The organism is Planococcus sp. 107-1, from assembly GCF_021513255.1.
In the GTDB taxonomy this organism is placed as follows: Bacteria; Bacillota; Bacilli; order Bacillales_A; family Planococcaceae; genus Planococcus.
Window position 1 is genome coordinate 2,969,973 of the sequence record NZ_CP090977.1, and the last position, 17,938, is coordinate 2,987,910.

The following is a 17,938-nucleotide window of genomic DNA, read 5'->3' on the forward strand; positions in this document are numbered from 1 at the left end:
CACTCAATCAAAAAAACCATCCAACTCTTCGAGCCGCGGAAGAGCGGTCAAAGCACCCGGTTTTGTCGTACAGATGGCACCGAGTTTATTGCCAAAATGAGCGCATTCCATGACTTCTTCACGCGTCACAGGCAAGCCGTTCAAATGGATATGGCGCAGAATTCCCGCCATAAATGCGTCTCCCGCTCCTGTTGTATCGACCGGCTTCACCGGCACGACCGGGATGTGAAGAATCTCCCCTTCAAAGACGGCATAGGTTCCGTTCTCCCCGTCGGTCACAAAAACCAAAGGAATCTGGAACTCAGAAAGGCGGTCAACGCCTTCTTCCCAAGTCGCCGTTTCCATCAAGAAAATCGCTTCTTCTTTAGCAAGCTTCAATACATCAACAGACGGCAAAAACCCTTTTACCGTTTCTCGGCATTGCTTTTCGCTTTCCCAGCGCAGCGGCCGGATGTTGACATCGAACGAAAAAAGCGCCCCATGTTTTTTCGCCATACTCATCGCTTGCAATGTGGTAGACAAAGCATCCGGATGGAAAGTTGTGCCAGAGCAAATATGAAAGACACTGGCATTTTCAAAAGCTTCTTCCTGCAAGTCGGCTTTCATCACTTGAAGATCCGGCGTGTCATTTTCATACTTGGCGAATATGCGGTCAAACTCAGGCGTCAAATGCACGTAAACCCCACTGACCCGCTTTTCCGGCAATAAAACCGAGTAGGCTAAATTGACGCCTTCTCTTTCCAATTCCTCTCTGACAAAAGCAGAAGTTTCATCATCCCCTGAAATGGTGATAAATGCCGAAGGGATGCCGAGTCGGCTGACGCCGGCAGCTACATTGACGGTAGCGCCTCCTAAATGCCGGTTGAAAGAATTGTTCTCGACCGTCTGTGCAATATAATCAACAAAAGCATCCCCATAAACAAGGACGTGCTTCGTATTTCCCATGTAGCTGTGCCTCCTGATAATCGCGGCTCAATTCAGCCGCTTTCCATAAAAATATTTTTTCCGATATACTGGATGAAATGCCAGTAGAATAAGTGCATGAATAAACGAATATGCACTCTCTCTATTATTTCAAGCATAGCAGCCAGATAGCAAGTAAAAGGAGCGATTTTATGAATTTCCAAATTCGGCAAGCGAGGCCAGACGACAGTCGAGCCGTTGCCCCGCTCATCGTTAATGCCATCGGCGAAATCGCCGATCATATGACAGCGGAAAACCAACCCGAGAAAATTTTACAGAAACTCCAAGCCATGATTGAAGGAGAACATACGCGGCATAGCCATCGATTTACTTATGTAGCGGAAGTGGATCAGTCGATTGCCGGGATTTTGGTCCTTTATCACGGAAAAGACGCGGAAGCATTAGACCGCTATTTGATCGACCAGCTTAAACAGGAAGGACATGCGCGCACCATCGAGCCCGAAGCCCATTTAGACGAATGGTATATCGATACCGTATCCGTCGATCCTGCTTTTCAAGGACAAGGAATCGGCAGCCTGCTATTCGAGTATGCCGAAACGATCGTCGCAGAAAATGGCGGCGGAAAACTTGCCCTCAACGTCGACCTTGAAAAAGAAGGCGCAATCCGTTTGTACCATCGCCTCGGTTTTGCCATCACTGAACCTTGGACCATTATCGGTGAACCTTTCCATCACATGGTGAAAACCATCTAAGCATCGAAGAGCCGCCTTTTCACAAGGCGGCTCTTCGTTTTATAATTTATACTTTTCGTATAGGGGTTCGCGGCGGTCTTCAAAGACCGGGATGCGCTTTCTGACCTCTTCCACTTCGCTTAAATCGATTTCTGCATAGCCGATGCCTTCTTGCATCGCCATATCCAAACGGATTTCCCCCCATGGAGCAATAATCATCGTACTGCCGCCGAATTCATTTTTCGGGTCTTTTCCGATGCGATTAACTGCGACGATAAAGCACTGGTTTTCAATCGCTCTTGCCTGCAGCAAAATTCGCCAATGATCGATACGTGCCAACGGCCATTCCGCCGGCACGAAGATCACTTTCGCTCCGTTAAGTGCGAGTGCCCGGATCCATTCCGGAAAACGGATATCGTAGCAGATGACGCCGCCGCACTGTGTTTCTTCCAAAGAGAAAATACCGAGCGCCTCTCCTTCTTCTAAATGGATATGTTCGTCCATCAATCCGAAGCGATGGGCTTTATCGTATTCCGCCACTACTTCCCCTGCTTTATCAGCCACATACATCGTGTTGTAAAATCCCTGTCCTTTTTGAGTCGAAACAGATCCTCCTACAATATTCACTTTGTGTTTTTTTGCAAAATCTGTGAGAAATTTTTCCGTACGCTTTGTGCCATCAGCCAGCGCCTCGAGTTCTGTCAGCGCATAGCCTGTGTTCCACATTTCCGGCAAAACTATTGTATCTGCTCCATTCGCCGCTGCCTCTTCCAGATAGCCCCTGACTTTTTGGAAGTTCGCTTCAGGATCGCCAAAAGCGATATCCATCTGTATACATGCAAGCTTCATATTCTTCTCCTCCAGTAGACAATTTATCTTCAACTCTATAAGATTTGGAGTAGATGTGCAATTATTTAGAAAATAAGGAGGGCCTACCCATGGAATTTTCCAACAGGCTGCAGCAATTGCCGCAGCAATTCTTTTCAAAATTGGCTGCCGAAACCAGCATGGCAATTTCAGAAGGCCGCGACGTTATCAATTTAGGCCAAGGAAATCCAGACCAGCCCACACCTTCCCATATTATTAAGGCGATGCAGGAAGCCGTAGCGGACCCCAAAAACCATAAATACGCTCCCTTCCGCGGAATCCGCGAACTGCGCCAAGCCGCTGCTGATTTCTACAAACGCGAATACGATGTCGACATTGATCCCGATTTGGAAGTAGCCATTCTCGGCGGCACAAAAATCGGCCTGGTAGAATTGCCGCTCGCCTTTTTAAATGCGGATGACTTGATGCTGCTTCCAGATCCAGGCTACCCGGATTATCTTTCCGGTGTGCCTTTAGCTGACGCGCAGTTTGAAACAATGCCGTTAAAAGCCGAAAACCGGTATTTGCCTGACTTTGAGGAAATTCCTGATTTCGTAATCGAACAAGCGAAGCTCATGTATTTGAATTACCCCAATAACCCGACCGGAGCAGTTGCAGACCGTGCTTTTTTCGATGAAACAGTGGAATTTGCAAAAGCGAACCAGATGGCCGTCGTCCACGATTTTGCCTATGCAGCTATCGGATTCGATGGCGTGAAGCCGCCAAGTTTCTTGCAGTCAGAAGGAGCGAAAGACATTGGGGTGGAAATGTATACCTTGTCAAAAACGTATAATATGGCTGGGTGGCGCATCGGCTTTGCTGTTGGCAATTCCAAAATCATCGAAGCACTCAACCTGATTCAGGACCATTTCTTTGCCGGACAGTCGCCTGCACTTCAGCTCGCTGCTGCAGAAGCGCTTACCGGCAACCAGCAATGTGTGGCGGAGCTGCTTGAAACTTATGAAAGTCGCCGATTGGTACTTGAACGGGAATGCTCCCGCATCGGCTGGAAGACGGAAGCGCCAAAAGGTTCTTTCTTTGCCTGGCTCCCTGTCCCGGATGGGTTCACCAGCGTCGAATTCGCAGATTATCTACTGGCGAACGCCGATATTTCGGTAGCGGCAGGAAGCGGCTTCGGTGAAAGCGGCGAAGGCTATGTCCGGGTCGGTTTGCTGGTTCCAGAAGTCCGGATTGTCGAAGCCATTCAACGGATTGAAAAATTGAACCTATTTTAATTCGTAAATACGAAAAAGCCCCGGATGAGTTAATCCGGGGCTTTTTCGTATTTAGTTATTTTAATAAACCGAAATGTTTGAATGGCGAAATGCGGAGCTTTGCTTCACCGATAACAGCATCCTCTAAAATGAAGCCGATCGTCCTCGAATCCACACTGTTCAAGCGGTTATCCCCGAGTACAAAATAACAGCCTGTCGGCACCAGAAACTCCCCGAAATCGTTCGTCAGAAATGGAAATCCGTGCAGCTTTGCCCATTCCCGATTTTCTTCCAAGTACGGCTCTTCCACCGCTTCTCCATTTAAATACAATTGATCATCGCGCATCTCCACCCGATCGCCGGGCAATCCGATCACACGCTTAATCAAGTTTTTATCGTCTGCAGCTTGAAATACGATCAAATCGAAATGATCGATTCCGCTTATTTTAGCCAGGAGGACTTTATCATCTTCTTCAAATGTCGGCATCATGGAATGGCCATGGACCGAAACCGGTTCGAACAAAAACTCACGGGACACCAGGACAATCAGCGCCGTTAAAAAAATGATTTTCATCCATGCGGTCAATGTCTCCACTGAATAAGGCACCACTGGAATCCCTCCTTAAAAATTGATGTAATTGTATCTTACTACAGACTTTTCCGCTATGCACTTCAGCTTGTAGGCTTTTGCTATTGAGGCTTTGTCTTGCTACAATTGTGTAAATATTATAAAAAAGGAGTGGCTGCCATGAAAACTTTATCGACTCAAGATGTCATTTACAGCTTTTCTCAATTAAACGCCCCCGTGCTTCGCGTTCAACCGGGAGAAACGGTAGCGATTGAAACTTATGACTGCTTTAAAAATCAGATTCAATCCGAAGACCAGGAAGTGGCTGCTATTGACTGGAATGCCATCAACCCTGCCACCGGCCCTATCTTCATTGAGGGAGCGCAATTCGGCGACTTGCTGAAAGTGACAATCGATGATTTGGAAATTGGGGACCAAGGCGTTATGGTCACGGGTCCAGAACTCGGCGTAATGGGCCATCGCTTTGAGAGAATGGAAGCTAAAATCATTCCGATCCACAATGGACAAGCCGTATTTAACGACCGCGTTCAATTGCCGCTGAATCCGATGATCGGCGTAATCGGCGTTGCACCGGAAGGCAAACCCGTTTCTTGCGGAACGCCTGGTGCGCACGGCGGCAATATGGATACCAAACTGATTACAAAAGGTGCAACTCTTTACTTCCCTGTTTTCACCGATGGCGCCCTTTTTGCACTTGGGGATTTCCATGCTGCAATGGGTGACGGAGAAGTCAGTGTTTCCGGTATTGAAGTGCCTGGACGGGCGACTGTCACTTTCGACTTGATCAAAGGCGTGCATCCCAATTACCCGATTCTTCAAAATGAAGATGGCCTTGCACTTCTTGTATCAGCAATGACACTGGACGAAGCGGTGAAAATCGCCGTCGAAGAAACCATTGACTTGCTTTTGCCTTATACCGATTTAAGCGTCAGTGAAATGACCATGTTAATGAGCGCAGCTGGAGAAACACAAATCAGCCAAGTCGTTGATCCGCTTGTGACTGTCCGTTTCTTTGTTCCGCAGCACATTCTTGATTCATTCCAAATAAAATTATTTGCTTAAAGGAGAATTTTTATGTTTATCGGTGAAAAAATCCGCTTGACCGCCATGCGGGCTGAAGATTTGCCTGAGTACAGGAAATGGAACAGCGAAGCGGGGTTCGGCCGCAATTATAATTCCTCACCAATCCGCGAAATTCCGGAAAAACAAGCAGAGGAATGGCTTCATGAAAATTCCAATCGGGATTTCCGCTTCGCTATCCGCCCGCTTGAAAACGAGAACTTCATGGGCGTATGCGCAATTGAAGACATTGAATGGCCGCATCGTGTCGGCTGGCTGTCTATCGCTCTTGGTTCTGATTATCAAGGCAGCGGATGCGGCACCGAAGCGATGAAGCTGCTGCTGAATTACGCTTGGAATGAATTGAATCTGCATCGCTTGCAGCTTACTGTATTTGAATACAATAAACCCGCGATTGCAATCTATGAGAAATTAGGCTTCCAAAAAGAAGGCGTTTTCCGCGAATTTCTACAGCGCGACGGCAAGCGATTCGATATGTATTTATACGGCAAATTGGCGTCAGAACCTTCCGACTTTTGAGTGGAACGCCATTTTGTGTTACACTCAAGAAAAAATGTAGGTGATTAGAATGGTAGGAAGAAATGACCCGTGCCCATGCGGCAGCGGCAAAAAATATAAAAAATGTCACGGAAAACAACAATCCGTTTCAATTAATGATTTGGTGAACGAAGAATTATTCAAAGTACGCCAACAGTTCTTTTCGGAAAATCCGAATCAGGAACAATTACCGGCTTTCCGTCAGCTTCAGCAGGAATGGCAGCCCCGGTTAATGGAATCGATGGCAGAAAACGATGCTCAGGCTTTTGTAATCGAGAACTTCTTGTTCATGCAGAAACCCGAACTTTGGGAAGATTTCTTGATGAAGCAAATTGAGCTTGCACAACGTCCAACGACGAAAGAAGTTCTTCAAAACTGGAAAGACGTCCGCGTATTCCTTGGCCAATACATTCAAGGCAATGAAGAATCTGCCCAATTTAAAGATGCGTTCACAGGAGAGCTTTATCAAATGACTGATCAGCCTCCAACGGATATGGAAGATGGACAAGGCTTGCTTGCTATCTTGCTTCCAGATGCGCGCATTGGCGAAAATGGCGCCTTGTTCCTTAACGGCTATTTGACAGTCGTTGGCGAATTTGCTCCTTTCTTTGAACAATTGAAAGCAGCGATGGACACTGCCAATGCTAGCGACGGCAGCCAGTACATTACAGATAATTACCTGACTGTAGTGGAACATATCGTTAAATATTCAACTGGGACAGTTGAAGAAAGCATTGAACTTTCACCAGAACATGAATCGGTTATGGCTGGACTTCGCAGCCATATCGCTCAAGCGGAATTCGATAAAGAAACTGTCGATAACGTGACGAGCATTTTGAACAGCTACTTGGTTAGCCAGCAGCCGACGGTCCAAAAACCGGAAGCCTTGGTTGCCGGTTACTGGAGATTCCTTCAGGATCACGAATTGATCGATGGCCCGATGCTTGCTCCTAAGGACCTTAGCGAGAAATTCGGTGTTTCTTCAAGCACTATCCTAAAACGTTCAAAAGAATTCGGTGCTTATTTCGAAGAATTATTAGCAAAAAAATAAACAGTAAAAAAGCAGCCTCGGCTGCTTTTTTCATTCTCCAGGCTTTCTCCGAAACCGGATCAATATATAAATAAGTATGCCAATAACCGTTAAAAACAAATACAGCCTCAAAAAACGAATACCCAACCAAGAACTCTCAGTGAACTGAAATAGGAAATTCAACGTTGTCGCCATCGAACCTAAAATTCCCAGCGCAAAAATGGTTAAACCCAAAACTTTTAGGATTTTCAATACGATTTGCATTTTCCGTCCTCCTTTGCAATTCTCTCTACATACCCTTCAACGGATTGTAGAATTCACCCTTGTTGATAACTTTAGGGAAATCGAACAAAACCGGATAAAATCTTGATATTTCGGCAAAAAAAAGGATCTTATACACATTTCTGAAAAGTTATACAGTTTTTTTGTGGAATAACTCTATTTTTTTCACTTATGCACATGTGGATAAGTTAGCATAGGAAAGAAGAAATCTTCTCACACACATGAAAAAAAGTGCTCCGAGAACACTCGGAGCACTTTTTTCATTGGGTTTTTGGTGTTTTAGCACGCATTTTCCGGTATTCTCTTCGAGCAGGAGCCGTTTCAAAGAAAAGCTTCTCGCCTTCAGATTCCGGAATGACAGCCGGTACTGGAGTCGGTTTTCCATCATCGCCCATGGCTACTAAAGTCAGGAACGATTCGGTCGTCAGTTTTTCCTCGCCAGTCTGCAAATTCTGTGATTTAACACGGACATATACTTCCATAGAAGTCCGTCCAGTAGAAGTCACATTGGCTTCCAATTCCAATACATCTCCAACATGGGCAGAAGATAAAAAGTCGACAGAGTCAATTGAAGCTGTAACGACCACTTGGCGGCTCGAATGCTTCATCGCTGCGATTCCCGCAATTTCATCAATATAGGCTAATACTTTTCCTCCAAAGATCGAATCCATATGATTCGTATCCGGCGGCAATACCAGCTTCGTTTGGATCGTTCTTGATTCTTTCATTGGTTTTGCTTCCATTTTCTACATTCCTTTCGATGATTCTATCGGTAGATCTGATTGAATTCCCTTCTCAATGCTAGCGCGCTGAAAGCAAAACAGCAAGTTTCACGATTATGCTATAGTGAAAATGAGGGGGAATAAAAATGAGTGAATTATTGAATATTTTAAACACACCTGAATTCCAATCAAAAGACACATTAAAAAAACAATTGTATACGCTAGGGATTGGGGCAGGAGACCATGTTATGGTCCATTCCTCGCTCAAATCCATGGGATGGATTGCTGGAGGCGCACAGGCGGTTGTAGAAGCGTTAGTAGAGACCATTACAGCTGACGGCACAGTAGTGATGCCTTCGCAGTCTACGGACAACTCAGATCCCGTCTATTGGATGAATCCCCCAGTTCCTGAGAACTGGCATCAGCCAATCCGGGAAAATTTGCCGGCATTCGATCCTTTTTTAAGTGAAATGCGCGGCATGGGCAAAATTGCGGAATGCTTCCACCGCCATCCGGGCACGATTCGCAGCCCCCACCCTTCGCATTCCTTTATCGCCTGGGGCAGCAAGGCCTCTGAGTGGATGCGAGAACAGCCGCTGGAAGAATCTTTTGGCATTGGGTCGCCGCTTGAAAAAATGCTGAAAGAACCCGTTAAGATTCTCTTGATCGGCACAGGCTTTGATTCTTGCACCGCTTTGCATTATGCAGAATTCATGCAAGAAAATCGCACCACTTCGCCTCAAGGTGCTGCCTTATTAGAAAATGGAAAGCGTGTCTGGCGCAGCTATGACTGCGTAGACATGGACTCTGATCGCTTTCCGGAGCTCGTAAAAGATTACCCTGGCCGAATTCAGGAAGGCACACTTGGCCAAGCGGCGGTGAAAATTGCCGATATGCAGCCGCTCATCGAATTTGGCATCAAGTGGCTCCGGGAACATCCTGCTCCGCCTGAAACGGCGCAAGCGTAAAGCCGGTCCATTTTGCGGACCGGCTTTACGCTTGAACTGAAATGATTTCATCCAATATGCTTTCAAGTTTATCGTTATTGGCATTAAAGGAGTCCACAAACGCATTGATAATTTCAGCAGTGCCGGGAATCTTCTCCCAATCCAGCTGATACCTAGCATTTAATGCAAGCTGCCGGGCAAACTCGCGGGTTGTTCGTCCATTGCCTTCTCGGAATGGATGAAGAGCATTCAGCTCTGCTAAATAATAAGCCAGCCGGGAAATGAATTCCTCCCGCGGCAGATTGTTCAAATAATCTTCTTCTTTTAAAGCTTGAAAAATCTTCTTCAGTTCAGGCTCAATAAATTGAGGATGCGCAAAAGAAGAAGAACCTTTGGAGATCATCTCTCTTCGCAATTCTCCAGCAAACGGATAAACATCCTGCAGAATATAGCGATGAATTTCCAAAAAAGCATCCATATTCGCCGGATTTTTCGGCGGATTGATCTTTAGCTCGGAAAGCCGGAAAAGCGTATACACTTTTTCCAGCTCTTTCAGCTTTTCCTCATCTGTTATATCGAATAGATTAATCAATACGTCCGAATCCGGGTAGCAATACATGGAGGTGTGCTGATACTTAGACATCGAATTTCATCTTGATGGCCCGATGGAATTGAGCTTCCGTCTGTTCACCCGTCAAGACCGACCGCACAAAATTCTTGTCGTCATGTGTCACTTCAAATCCCTCCGTAACCAAGGAATGCGACGCATAGGAAATTGCTTGATTGGCTTGTTCATGGGAGACCCGGTTTACTAATTTCGTCAAGATCATGACCACCTTTCATTCTTTAATTATACCATTTTTTAAGGCTTAAATCCATTGTGGCCATTGGATTTGACGGGAAAAAACCGGTTTTTCCCGATGCTTAGCAAACCGCTAAATCATGCTTGGCTGAGTTGGTCAGAAATCATAGAAAGCCGAGTATGTTTTCATGAAATTCCGGTACAAAACAGATAAGCCCTTTTTTCAGATATTACGATTCGCTAAAAAATGGCATAAAAAAGGAGCCAGCAAATGCCGGCTCTTTTTTCATGCCTGTTCTTGCAATTCTTTCGTTTCTTCAGAGGTGAAAGCCCTCGATCTCGTCAAAAATCGCTTGCCTTCCACTCCTTCGAGAGAAAACATGCCGCCGCGCCCGTCGACAACGTCAATGATTAATTGCGTATGGCTCCAGTAGTCGAATTGGTTTTTATGCATATAAAATTCAGCACCGCCGATTTCTCCCATCAGCATATCCTGATCGCCGAGAAACAAATCGCCTTTCGGATAACACATCGGCGAACTGCCGTCACAACAGCCCCCTGATTGATGGAACATCACTGGCCCGTGCTTCTGTTTTAGCAGTTCAATCAATTCCAAAGCAGCATCAGTTGCCGTTACACGTTCGACCATTGCAATCCCTTCCTTTTCTAAGATCAAAAGAATCCTTGTTTGTTTTCGCTGTAGCTGACTAACATGTTTTTCGTCTGTTGGTAATGGTTCAGCATCATCAAGTGGTTTTCGCGGCCGAAACCGGACATTTTGTAACCGCCGAATGCAGCGTGCGCCGGATATTGGTGATAGCAATTTGTCCAGACGCGTCCCGCTTGAATGCCGCGGCCGAAACGGTACGCTGTGTTCGTATCGCGCGTCCAAATGCCGGCGCCAAGGCCGTATAACGTATCATTGGCTAGTTCCAATGCTTCTTCTTTTGTTTTGAATGTCGTAACCGAAACGACTGGCCCAAAAATTTCTTCCTGGAAAATACGCATTTTGTTATTTCCTTTAAAGACGGTAGGCTGGATATAGAACCCTTCAGCTAAATCACCTTCCAGCATATTACGGTCTCCTCCTGCCAGCAATTCAGCACCTTCCTGTTTTCCGATATCCAGGTAAGACATAATTTTTTCCATTTGTTCTGTTGAAGCCTGAGCACCCATCATCGTTTCCGGATCAAGCGGATTGCCTGTTTTAATGGCTTCAACCCGTTTCAACGCACGTTCCATGAAAGCGTCATAAATGTCTTCCTGGATCAGTACACGCGAAGGACACGTACAAACTTCCCCTTGGTTCAAAGCGAACATAACAAAGCCCTCAATTGCTTTATCGAGGAACGCGTCGTCTTGGTCCATGATATCTTTGAAGAAGATATTCGGAGATTTTCCGCCGAGTTCCAATGTGACAGGGATTAAATTCTGAGAAGCATACTGCATGATCATGCGCCCAGTAGTAGTTTCACCTGTAAACGCTATTTTAGAAATCCGTGGGCTTGAAGCAAGCGGCTTCCCTGTTTCAAGACCGAAACCATTAACAATATTCAAGACACCCGGCGGCAGCAAATCGCCAACCAGTTCTGCCCATACTAAAATACTTGCCGGAGTCTGTTCGGCCGGTTTCAACACGACACAGTTTCCTGCTGCTAAAGCCGGCGCCAGTTTCCAGATAGCCATCAAGAGCGGGAAGTTCCAAGGAATGATCTGTCCGACAACACCCAGCGGCTCATGGAAATGGTAAGCAACCGTATCCTCGTCAATTTGGCTCAGTGAACCTTCCTGTGCGCGGATAGCTCCTGCGAAGTAACGGAAATGGTCAATGCCTAAAGGCAAATCGGCGTTCAGTGTTTCGCGGACTGCTTTTCCGTTATCCCACGTTTCTGCAACGGCCAGCATTTCCAAGTTCTGCTCCATGCGGTCAGCAATTTTCAATAAGATATTGGAACGTTCCGTTGTAGATGTTTTACCCCAAGCCTCTTTTGCAGCATGAGCTGCATCCAAGGCAGCTTCCACATCCTCCGCTGTCGACCGTGCGATTTCCGTGAACTTCTTGCCGTTAACCGGCGATACATTATCGAAGTACTGCCCATTTATGGGAGCTTTCCATTCACCTCCGATATAATTGTTATATCTCTCTTTAAATGTAACTTTAGAATCTGCTGTATTAGGCATTGCGTAAACCATTCCTATTCCTCCCTTTGACTGTTTTTGCCGTTTTGTATACGCTTTCATTTCTAACTTCATTTGAACGTATAAAAGAAGCGGCGATACTTCTATATTGTCAAAAAAATTCAAAAATTGCAACTGCGAGCGCTTTTATTTTATTGTGCGCTGTTTTTAGCACATCGTTTTGTTTGGATTAAATAGAGGGTATAATGAAAAAATAGAAAGAAATATGGAAGTGAAGGGATTTTTTTATATGCGAATTAATAAATTTTTGAGTGAAACGGGCATCACCTCCGCCGCGGCGCCGATAAATTCATCGAAGCCGGGCGCGTTACGATAAACGATAAGACAGCGGAACTTGGCAGCAAAGTAGAAGACGGGGATGTCGTTCGGGTAGACGGCAAGATCATCGAGCAGCCTGAACAGCAATACGTCTATATTGCACTGAATAAGCCGGTCGGCATCACTAGTACGACCGAACGGCATATTCAAGGGAATATCGTCGATTTCGTCAATCATCCGCTGCGTATTTTCCATGTCGGCAGACTCGACAAAGATTCCGAAGGTTTGATTTTGCTGACGAACGACGGGGATATCGTCAATGAAATCTTGCGTGCTGAAAATGAACATGAAAAAGAATATATCGTTAAAGTTGATATGCCGGTGACGGATTCTTTCCTAAAAAAAATGGCTGAAGGTGTAGAGATTCTAGACACGGTTACATTGCCTGCAAAAGCGGAGAAACTGTCGAAATTCACTTTCCGCCTGACAATCCGCCAAGGATTAAACCGGCAAATTCGGCGCATGTGCCAAGCTCTAGGCTATGAAGTCCGGAATCTGCAGCGTGTGCGGATTATGAATATTCACCTCGGAGATCTTCCGGTCGGTGAATGGCGGGATCTATCCGACAGCGAACGAAACGAACTCTTCACCGAATTGGATTACAAACCTAAACGATAGGAGATTTGCGGATGCTCACATTAATGAATACACCGAATCATACAGGCGTTAAAATCAGCGGTGATTATTTTGACTTGGATGAATTGAACAAAGCCATTTACCATGTTATTGGCGATGAAAACAAATACTATGATTATGCCGGCTCCCGTATGCGCATCCTTGGAATCGCCTATGAAATTCGGCATGCAGCCCAAGGTGACCGGAACGTGGAATCCGTATTCAACGGTCTCCATGACCATATGAAAAAACAGCATGGCTTTATCGCTCCGGATAAGAATATTTACTTCTCCACCGAAATCCTTTGGCCTGAACTATTATATGCAGCTCTTGCCTTAAAAGAATTTTCTGCCTTGCACCGGAAGCAAGCTAAGCTTACTGATTGGGATATTCATTTGCCGGTCATTCAGCGATTCCAAGCACTTATCCTCGATTGCCTTCACGGCCAAGTGCCGGAAGAAGAATATCAAGCAATCTTGAAAACGTTCCAGGAAGCGCCGCCTTTAGAAGATTACGCTATCCAATACGTCGATTTTTTAAATTTGAAATACATTGAAATGCCTAAAGTCCAAAAAGAGAAGACGCTGCCGTTAATTGCGATGAAGATAGCAGCCCAAGACAAAGATTATGCGGCTTTTCGCAACCAAGTGTTGGCGGCTTCCAATCCTGAAAAACGTCCAATCCACGAAGTTCGGCTTCAAGCAGAATATCCGGAAGAAATTGTTTGGTAAAACAAAAAAGGAGTTGTTCCAAATTACTTTTGGAACAACTCCTTTTCTTACGGTTTGATTTGCATCACGATCAAATCGCTTGCTTCATCTGCTTTTAAACTATGTTTTTCCTTCGGCTTCATATGGAGTATGTTTTCGTTCGTCAGCTGAATACTCTTCCCCTCTACCTTGAAAGTCACTTTGCCTTTTTTCACGATGATGACGACGTCTGCATCTGCGTCATGCTCTAAGATCACCTCATCTTTTTCCAATTGGATATTCACGATCGTCGTTTTTTCGAAAGAAGTTAATTTTTGGATGTGCTTTTGCTTTTCTCCAAGCATGTAAAGTGTTTCGATCAATTCCATTTCTCTCTCTTCCTTTCTTCTATCCCTCTTTCATTATCCATACCCTATCCACGGCAACTCAATGCAGGCGTTTCTCCGTTTAAGGTCGCCATCACAACGGGTATATCTCCTATAAGACAATTTTTCTACTATACAGGAGTGATTCGCATGAAAAAAATGATAATTCCTTTCGCTTTTCTTTTATTCCTTGGCGCCTGCGGAAACGAAGACCCCGAACCGGCGGACAGTGCCCAAACAGAAGTGGCCGCCCCGGAAGGCGAGTTGGATCCTACTGCCCCTGAAGCAGTCGATGAAGCAGAACCGACTGAATTTTCAGCGCTGATGGACGGAACAATTGAGGAAGGAGACCCGGTATCTCTTTCAGGAACCGCTGAAGAACTAACCGATGACGGCGCCTTCCCTGCCTTTATCATGAGCAACGGAGAAGAAGAGATTTTCGTACGGAACATTGCTGAGACAACGGTGGAAGCGGAGATTCCGTCACCATCCAAGGCATCTTTGAAGGCGATGCGGAAGAAGGCATGCCGCTTGTCTCTGCATCGGTTATCGAAGTTGCCGAATAAAAAAAGATGAATTCCGGTTGTTGCGGAATTCATCTTTTTTATGTTTTTTACTCAACCAACTGGATAAACTGGCGCGTCCGTTCATTTTTTGGATTCTCAAAGAATGTCTTTGGATCTGCATCTTCAATGATGACGCCTTTATCCAACATGATGACTCGGTCTGCCACTTCTTTTGCAAACTTCATCTCATGGGTGACGACGACCATCGTCATGCCTTCCTCAGCCAGCTGTTTCATAACTTGCAGCACTTCGCCCACTAGTTCCGGATCCAATGCTGAAGTCGGTTCATCAAACAGCAGCACTTTCGGTTCCATAGCCAAAGCACGGGCGATAGCGACCCGCTGCTTCTGTCCACCGGAAAGTTTGCTTGGGTAGACTTCCGCTTTATCCGCAAGCCCTACTTTTTCAAGCAGGCCGCGTCCCAGCTGCTTCGCTTTTTCCTTATCCATTTTTTTGACGATGAGTGGCGCTTCAATCACATTTTCCAATACGGTTTTATGAGGAAAAAGGTTGAAATGCTGGAATACCATGCCGACTTCCGCACGGATATTCGCAAGTTTATCTTTTTTCGGGTTAATGGTGTGGCCATCGATCGTAATTTTTCCGCTATTCATCTCTTCCAGGAAGTTGAAGCAGCGCAGAAGCGTACTTTTCCCTGATCCACTGACACCGACAAGAACGACTACTTCCTGCGGCTTCACTTGCAGATCGATGCCTTTCAACACTTCCAGGTCTCCGAAGGATTTATGGATGTTTTCTCCGATAATCATGATTTGTCCCACCTTTATGCTTTGTCTACATCCAGTCTGTTTTCATACCATCTGACAATGTATGTGAAAATCATGACCAATACTAAATAATAGAAACCGACAACGATGAAGGTCTCGAACTGTTTAAACGAACTTGCCGCGGAACGGTTGGCTACTGAGAACAGTTCAGCTACGCCGATCATCCACACCAGGGACGAATCTTTCAGCGTGATGATGAACTGGTTGCCAAGCGGCGGAATGGAACGCCGAAGCGCTTGCGGAAAAACAATTCTCCGCATCGCTTGGTTGTTCGTCATTCCAAGAGCCCGGCTGGCTTCTGTTTGTCCCGAATCGATTCCTTGAATAGCACCGCGGAAAATCTCGGCAATATAGGCACCATTATGGACGCCAAGAGCAATAGCTCCTGCCCAGAAATTATCCAAAATAATCAGCTGTGTGATCCCGAAATACAGGAACATGATCTGAACCAGTAAAGGAGTTCCCCGGATAATGGTGATATATAGATTTGCGATACCTTGAAGGATTTTGGAATTCGATATTTTCATCAATGCAAAGAACAAGCCCAGCACCGTACCGAGCACAACCGAAATGGCTGTGAGTTCAAGCGTAATGACTACCGCTTCTAAAAATCCTGGATAGGTGGTCATAAAAATATCGAATATCGTACGAAGTGTCTCCATGGCGATTCCCCTCCCTCAGTTTAGCGCAGAACTTCAATTCCTTCTGTCTCTACTTCGAGAAGGTTAGTGCCGAACCATTTTTCGGAAATCTCTGCATATGTTCCATTCTCGACGATTGCATCCAAAGCTCTGTTGACTTCATCCAATAATTCTTTGTCTTCCTTGCGTACAGCGATTGCCGCTTCTTCAATCCATAGGTTTTCTCCGATATCCTTGATTTCAAGACCGGCGTTCTGCGCTTCAAATCCGACAACGTCAGAAGTGATGACCGCATCTACCCGTCCTGGCACTAAATCCTGCAAAGCGACAACATCACTATTGTAGTACTGGATATCATCTGTGTACTCTTTTGCAGCCGGTTCATATGTTGTTTGGGCAACAATCCCGATTTTCTTGCCTTCTAGATCAGCTGCTTCTTTGATGTCCGAATTGCCTTCAGCCACCCAAATTTTACCGCCGGACAGGTAATACGGGTCTGAGAACGCCACTGTTTCCGCACGTTCGTCTGTAATGGCCATTGATCCGATAATAGCATCAAATTTATTGCCGATCAGCCCTTGAATGATCGTTTCAAAAGGGTTGGTTACCGGATTATGTTCCAGCCCCATCTCTTCTGCCAATGCAGCTCCAATTTCAATGTCAAAGCCAGTCAATTGGCCGCCTTCTTCGTAGTTAAATGGTTTATAAAGTCCACTTGCAGCTGTCGTGAATTTACCTTCTTCCAATAGATTCAATCCGCTGTCTCCACTGCCTTCAGAACCTGATGAGCTTGAAGAATCTGAAGAATCATCGGACCCTCCGCATGCTGCCATAAGCATTCCAGCTGATAAAATAACCCCTAAAAATGATAATTTCTTTTTCAAAGTAATCTCCCCTTTTTTTATAAATGTCCAAATCGGCTTAGCCGCTTGGGAATTGCCGGTCATTAAGTATGTTCTAATAAAAAATGTCGTTATCCCGATATACAGCTTCCACCTTCGTCAAATTGTCCCGGACTTTAGCATGGTCCTTCACGTAAACAAAACGCATGATCGACGTCAGCAAGGCATGGACGGCTGTATAGGAATCGATGTTCAAATTGGAAGTGACTGTCACAATCAGGGAAGTATCGGCATATTTCATCGCTGGAGATTCCGTGGAATCCGTCAGAATGATGATTTCAGCCCCTTTGCTTTTGGCAGTGCTGAGCAATCCGTCCAATTGCTTCGTGTAGCGCGGAAACGCAAAAGCAATAACTAAGTCGCCTTTAACTACCTTCGCCAGCCTGCTGTAACTCTGGCTATTGTCAGGCATCAGCATTTCCGCTTTCCCGAGCGCCATATTGAGCCATTCGGCAAACCAATGGATCAGTCCGAAATCAAAGAAATTTCCTGTTATGCAAATATTCTCCGCCTGGCTGATTCGATCGACTACGTAGAGCAGTTTGTCCTCATCCATCGATTTCTTCAGTTTGACAATGCTTGAAATATCCGCATCCAACAGGTTTTCCAGAAAAGATTGATCAGCCAATGGTTCCGGCTGCTCTTCCTCCACTTTCTCAATGCGCTCTTGCGCCAATTTCCGCTGAACAATCTGCTGAAATTCCGCATAGCCTTTGTATCCCAATTTTTGTGTCCATCGAATCACCGTCGATTCACTGACATTTACTCTTCTTCCTACTTCGAGAGCGGATGAAAATGCAAGAAAAATTGGTTCTTGAAAAAACAAATCTCCTACCTTTTTTTGCCCGGAACTAAAATCCTTATAAGAATCCGAAACCATTCGCAGTAAATCCTGCATATTCTACGCCCCCAAAACAAGAACTTACTCAATACCACAAATTAAGCATACTATTATGCAGGAATTCCTGCAACCATTCTCTGAAAATTCATCTTAATTAAATAATCATAAATAATTAAAAAAGTTAACAAACTTTTGTTTCATACAAACTTGTTTCTACGTTATAGGTATATTCCTTACGTATTATGGACCAAATCAGATTATGTAAATC

At 45.3% G+C, this 17,938-nt stretch carries 21 protein-coding genes and 1 pseudogene; 9 read left to right on the top strand and 13 right to left on the bottom strand.

The features are described from left to right. Window positions 1-3: 3 nt before the first annotated feature. Window positions 4-945, bottom strand: coding sequence for a carbohydrate kinase family protein (locus tag L0M13_RS15380; RefSeq protein WP_235197318.1), 942 nt, complete (start codon window positions 943-945; stop codon window positions 4-6). 170 nt (window positions 946-1,115) lie between these two features. Between L0M13_RS15380 and L0M13_RS15385 the strand changes: the two genes are divergently transcribed. After that, complete coding sequence (locus tag L0M13_RS15385) at window positions 1,116-1,676, top strand: GNAT family N-acetyltransferase (protein ID WP_235197319.1); 561 nt, start codon at window positions 1,116-1,118, stop codon at window positions 1,674-1,676. Between the two features lie 39 nt (window positions 1,677-1,715). Here L0M13_RS15385 and L0M13_RS15390 read toward each other — a convergent pair whose 3' ends face one another. Further along, window positions 1,716-2,504 (bottom strand): carbon-nitrogen family hydrolase, encoded by a 789-nt coding sequence (locus tag L0M13_RS15390; RefSeq protein ID WP_235197320.1) that lies wholly within the window; start codon window positions 2,502-2,504, stop codon window positions 1,716-1,718. A gap of 89 nt (window positions 2,505-2,593) precedes the next feature. Between L0M13_RS15390 and L0M13_RS15395 the strand changes: the two genes are divergently transcribed. Further along, window positions 2,594-3,757: a pyridoxal phosphate-dependent aminotransferase gene (locus tag L0M13_RS15395; protein WP_235197321.1), complete on the top strand. Its 1,164-nt coding sequence runs from the start codon at window positions 2,594-2,596 to the stop codon at window positions 3,755-3,757. Between the two features lie 55 nt (window positions 3,758-3,812). On the opposite strand, the gene lepB is transcribed toward L0M13_RS15395, so the two are convergent. Then, entirely contained in the window at window positions 3,813-4,346 is a 534-nt protein-coding gene (lepB, locus tag L0M13_RS15400; RefSeq protein WP_397443495.1) for a signal peptidase I, read from the bottom strand. Window positions 4,347-4,484: 138 nt separating this feature from the next. Here lepB and L0M13_RS15405 point away from each other — a divergent pair, with 138 nt between their 5' ends. From L0M13_RS15405 to L0M13_RS15415, 3 genes are read left to right on the top strand one after another with little or no spacing between them, the layout of a single operon-like run. After that, window positions 4,485-5,387: an acetamidase/formamidase family protein gene (locus L0M13_RS15405; protein ID WP_235197322.1), complete on the top strand. Its 903-nt coding sequence runs from the start codon at window positions 4,485-4,487 to the stop codon at window positions 5,385-5,387. A gap of 12 nt (window positions 5,388-5,399) precedes the next feature. Next, entirely contained in the window at window positions 5,400-5,924 is a 525-nt protein-coding gene (locus L0M13_RS15410; protein ID WP_235197323.1) for a GNAT family N-acetyltransferase, read from the top strand. Between the two features lie 49 nt (window positions 5,925-5,973). Then, the gene (locus tag L0M13_RS15415) at window positions 5,974-6,993 is read left to right on the top strand and encodes an SEC-C metal-binding domain-containing protein (RefSeq protein ID WP_235197324.1); all 1,020 of its coding nucleotides are present in this window, start codon (window positions 5,974-5,976) and stop codon (window positions 6,991-6,993) included. Between the two features lie 521 nt (window positions 6,994-7,514). Here L0M13_RS15415 and L0M13_RS15420 read toward each other — a convergent pair. Further along, the gene (locus tag L0M13_RS15420) at window positions 7,515-7,997 is read right to left on the bottom strand and encodes an acyl-CoA thioesterase (RefSeq protein ID WP_235197325.1); all 483 of its coding nucleotides are present in this window, start codon (window positions 7,995-7,997) and stop codon (window positions 7,515-7,517) included. A gap of 125 nt (window positions 7,998-8,122) precedes the next feature. Here L0M13_RS15420 and L0M13_RS15425 point away from each other — a divergent pair, with 125 nt between their 5' ends. Beyond that, complete coding sequence (locus L0M13_RS15425) at window positions 8,123-8,944, top strand: AAC(3) family N-acetyltransferase (RefSeq protein WP_235197326.1); 822 nt, start codon at window positions 8,123-8,125, stop codon at window positions 8,942-8,944. Between the two features lie 25 nt (window positions 8,945-8,969). Here L0M13_RS15425 and L0M13_RS15430 read toward each other — a convergent pair whose 3' ends face one another. The 4 genes from L0M13_RS15430 to adh form a co-directional block, all read right to left on the bottom strand. Beyond that, complete coding sequence (locus L0M13_RS15430; protein ID WP_235197327.1) at window positions 8,970-9,566, bottom strand: Fic/DOC family protein; 597 nt, start codon at window positions 9,564-9,566, stop codon at window positions 8,970-8,972. After that, the gene (locus L0M13_RS15435; protein WP_235197328.1) at window positions 9,559-9,753 is read right to left on the bottom strand and encodes a hypothetical protein; all 195 of its coding nucleotides are present in this window, start codon (window positions 9,751-9,753) and stop codon (window positions 9,559-9,561) included. The genes L0M13_RS15430 and L0M13_RS15435 overlap by 8 nt, the downstream gene beginning before the upstream one ends. A 258-nt stretch (window positions 9,754-10,011) precedes the next feature. After that, window positions 10,012-10,374 carry a DUF779 domain-containing protein gene (locus L0M13_RS15440; RefSeq protein ID WP_235197329.1) on the bottom strand — a complete coding sequence of 121 codons (363 nt, stop codon included), beginning with the start codon at window positions 10,372-10,374 and terminating at the stop codon, window positions 10,012-10,014. A 23-nt stretch (window positions 10,375-10,397) separates the two neighbouring features. Then, window positions 10,398-11,918 (bottom strand): aldehyde dehydrogenase, encoded by a 1,521-nt coding sequence (gene adh, locus L0M13_RS15445; RefSeq protein ID WP_235197330.1) that lies wholly within the window; start codon window positions 11,916-11,918, stop codon window positions 10,398-10,400. 235 nt (window positions 11,919-12,153) lie between these two features. On the opposite strand from adh, the pseudogene rluF reads away from it, so the two are divergent. Further along, window positions 12,154-12,860: pseudogene (rluF, locus tag L0M13_RS15450) on the top strand (23S rRNA pseudouridine(2604) synthase RluF). A gap of 11 nt (window positions 12,861-12,871) precedes the next feature. Continuing rightward, window positions 12,872-13,588 (top strand): DUF6904 family protein, encoded by a 717-nt coding sequence (locus tag L0M13_RS15455; RefSeq protein WP_235197331.1) that lies wholly within the window; start codon window positions 12,872-12,874, stop codon window positions 13,586-13,588. Between the two features lie 47 nt (window positions 13,589-13,635). On the opposite strand, the gene L0M13_RS15460 is transcribed toward L0M13_RS15455, so the two are convergent. After that, on the bottom strand, window positions 13,636-13,935 hold the full coding sequence (locus tag L0M13_RS15460) for a cupin domain-containing protein (RefSeq protein ID WP_235197332.1): 300 nt from the start codon (window positions 13,933-13,935) through the stop codon (window positions 13,636-13,638). A gap of 147 nt (window positions 13,936-14,082) precedes the next feature. Between L0M13_RS15460 and L0M13_RS15465 the strand changes: the two genes are divergently transcribed. Continuing rightward, window positions 14,083-14,508: a hypothetical protein gene (locus L0M13_RS15465; protein WP_235197333.1), complete on the top strand. Its 426-nt coding sequence runs from the start codon at window positions 14,083-14,085 to the stop codon at window positions 14,506-14,508. Window positions 14,509-14,545: 37 nt separating this feature from the next. Here the strand turns inward: L0M13_RS15465 and L0M13_RS15470 are convergent, their stop codons facing one another. From L0M13_RS15470 to L0M13_RS15485, 4 genes are all read right to left on the bottom strand, one after another. Then, window positions 14,546-15,268 carry an amino acid ABC transporter ATP-binding protein gene (locus tag L0M13_RS15470; RefSeq protein WP_235197334.1) on the bottom strand — a complete coding sequence of 241 codons (723 nt, stop codon included), beginning with the start codon at window positions 15,266-15,268 and terminating at the stop codon, window positions 14,546-14,548. A gap of 14 nt (window positions 15,269-15,282) precedes the next feature. Beyond that, window positions 15,283-15,948: an amino acid ABC transporter permease gene (locus tag L0M13_RS15475; protein WP_235197335.1), complete on the bottom strand. Its 666-nt coding sequence runs from the start codon at window positions 15,946-15,948 to the stop codon at window positions 15,283-15,285. Window positions 15,949-15,968: 20 nt separating this feature from the next. Beyond that, complete coding sequence (locus L0M13_RS15480; RefSeq protein WP_235197336.1) at window positions 15,969-16,811, bottom strand: transporter substrate-binding domain-containing protein; 843 nt, start codon at window positions 16,809-16,811, stop codon at window positions 15,969-15,971. A 73-nt stretch (window positions 16,812-16,884) separates the two neighbouring features. Further along, the gene (locus L0M13_RS15485; protein ID WP_235197337.1) at window positions 16,885-17,727 is read right to left on the bottom strand and encodes a MurR/RpiR family transcriptional regulator; all 843 of its coding nucleotides are present in this window, start codon (window positions 17,725-17,727) and stop codon (window positions 16,885-16,887) included. Window positions 17,728-17,938: the final 211 nt, after the last annotated feature.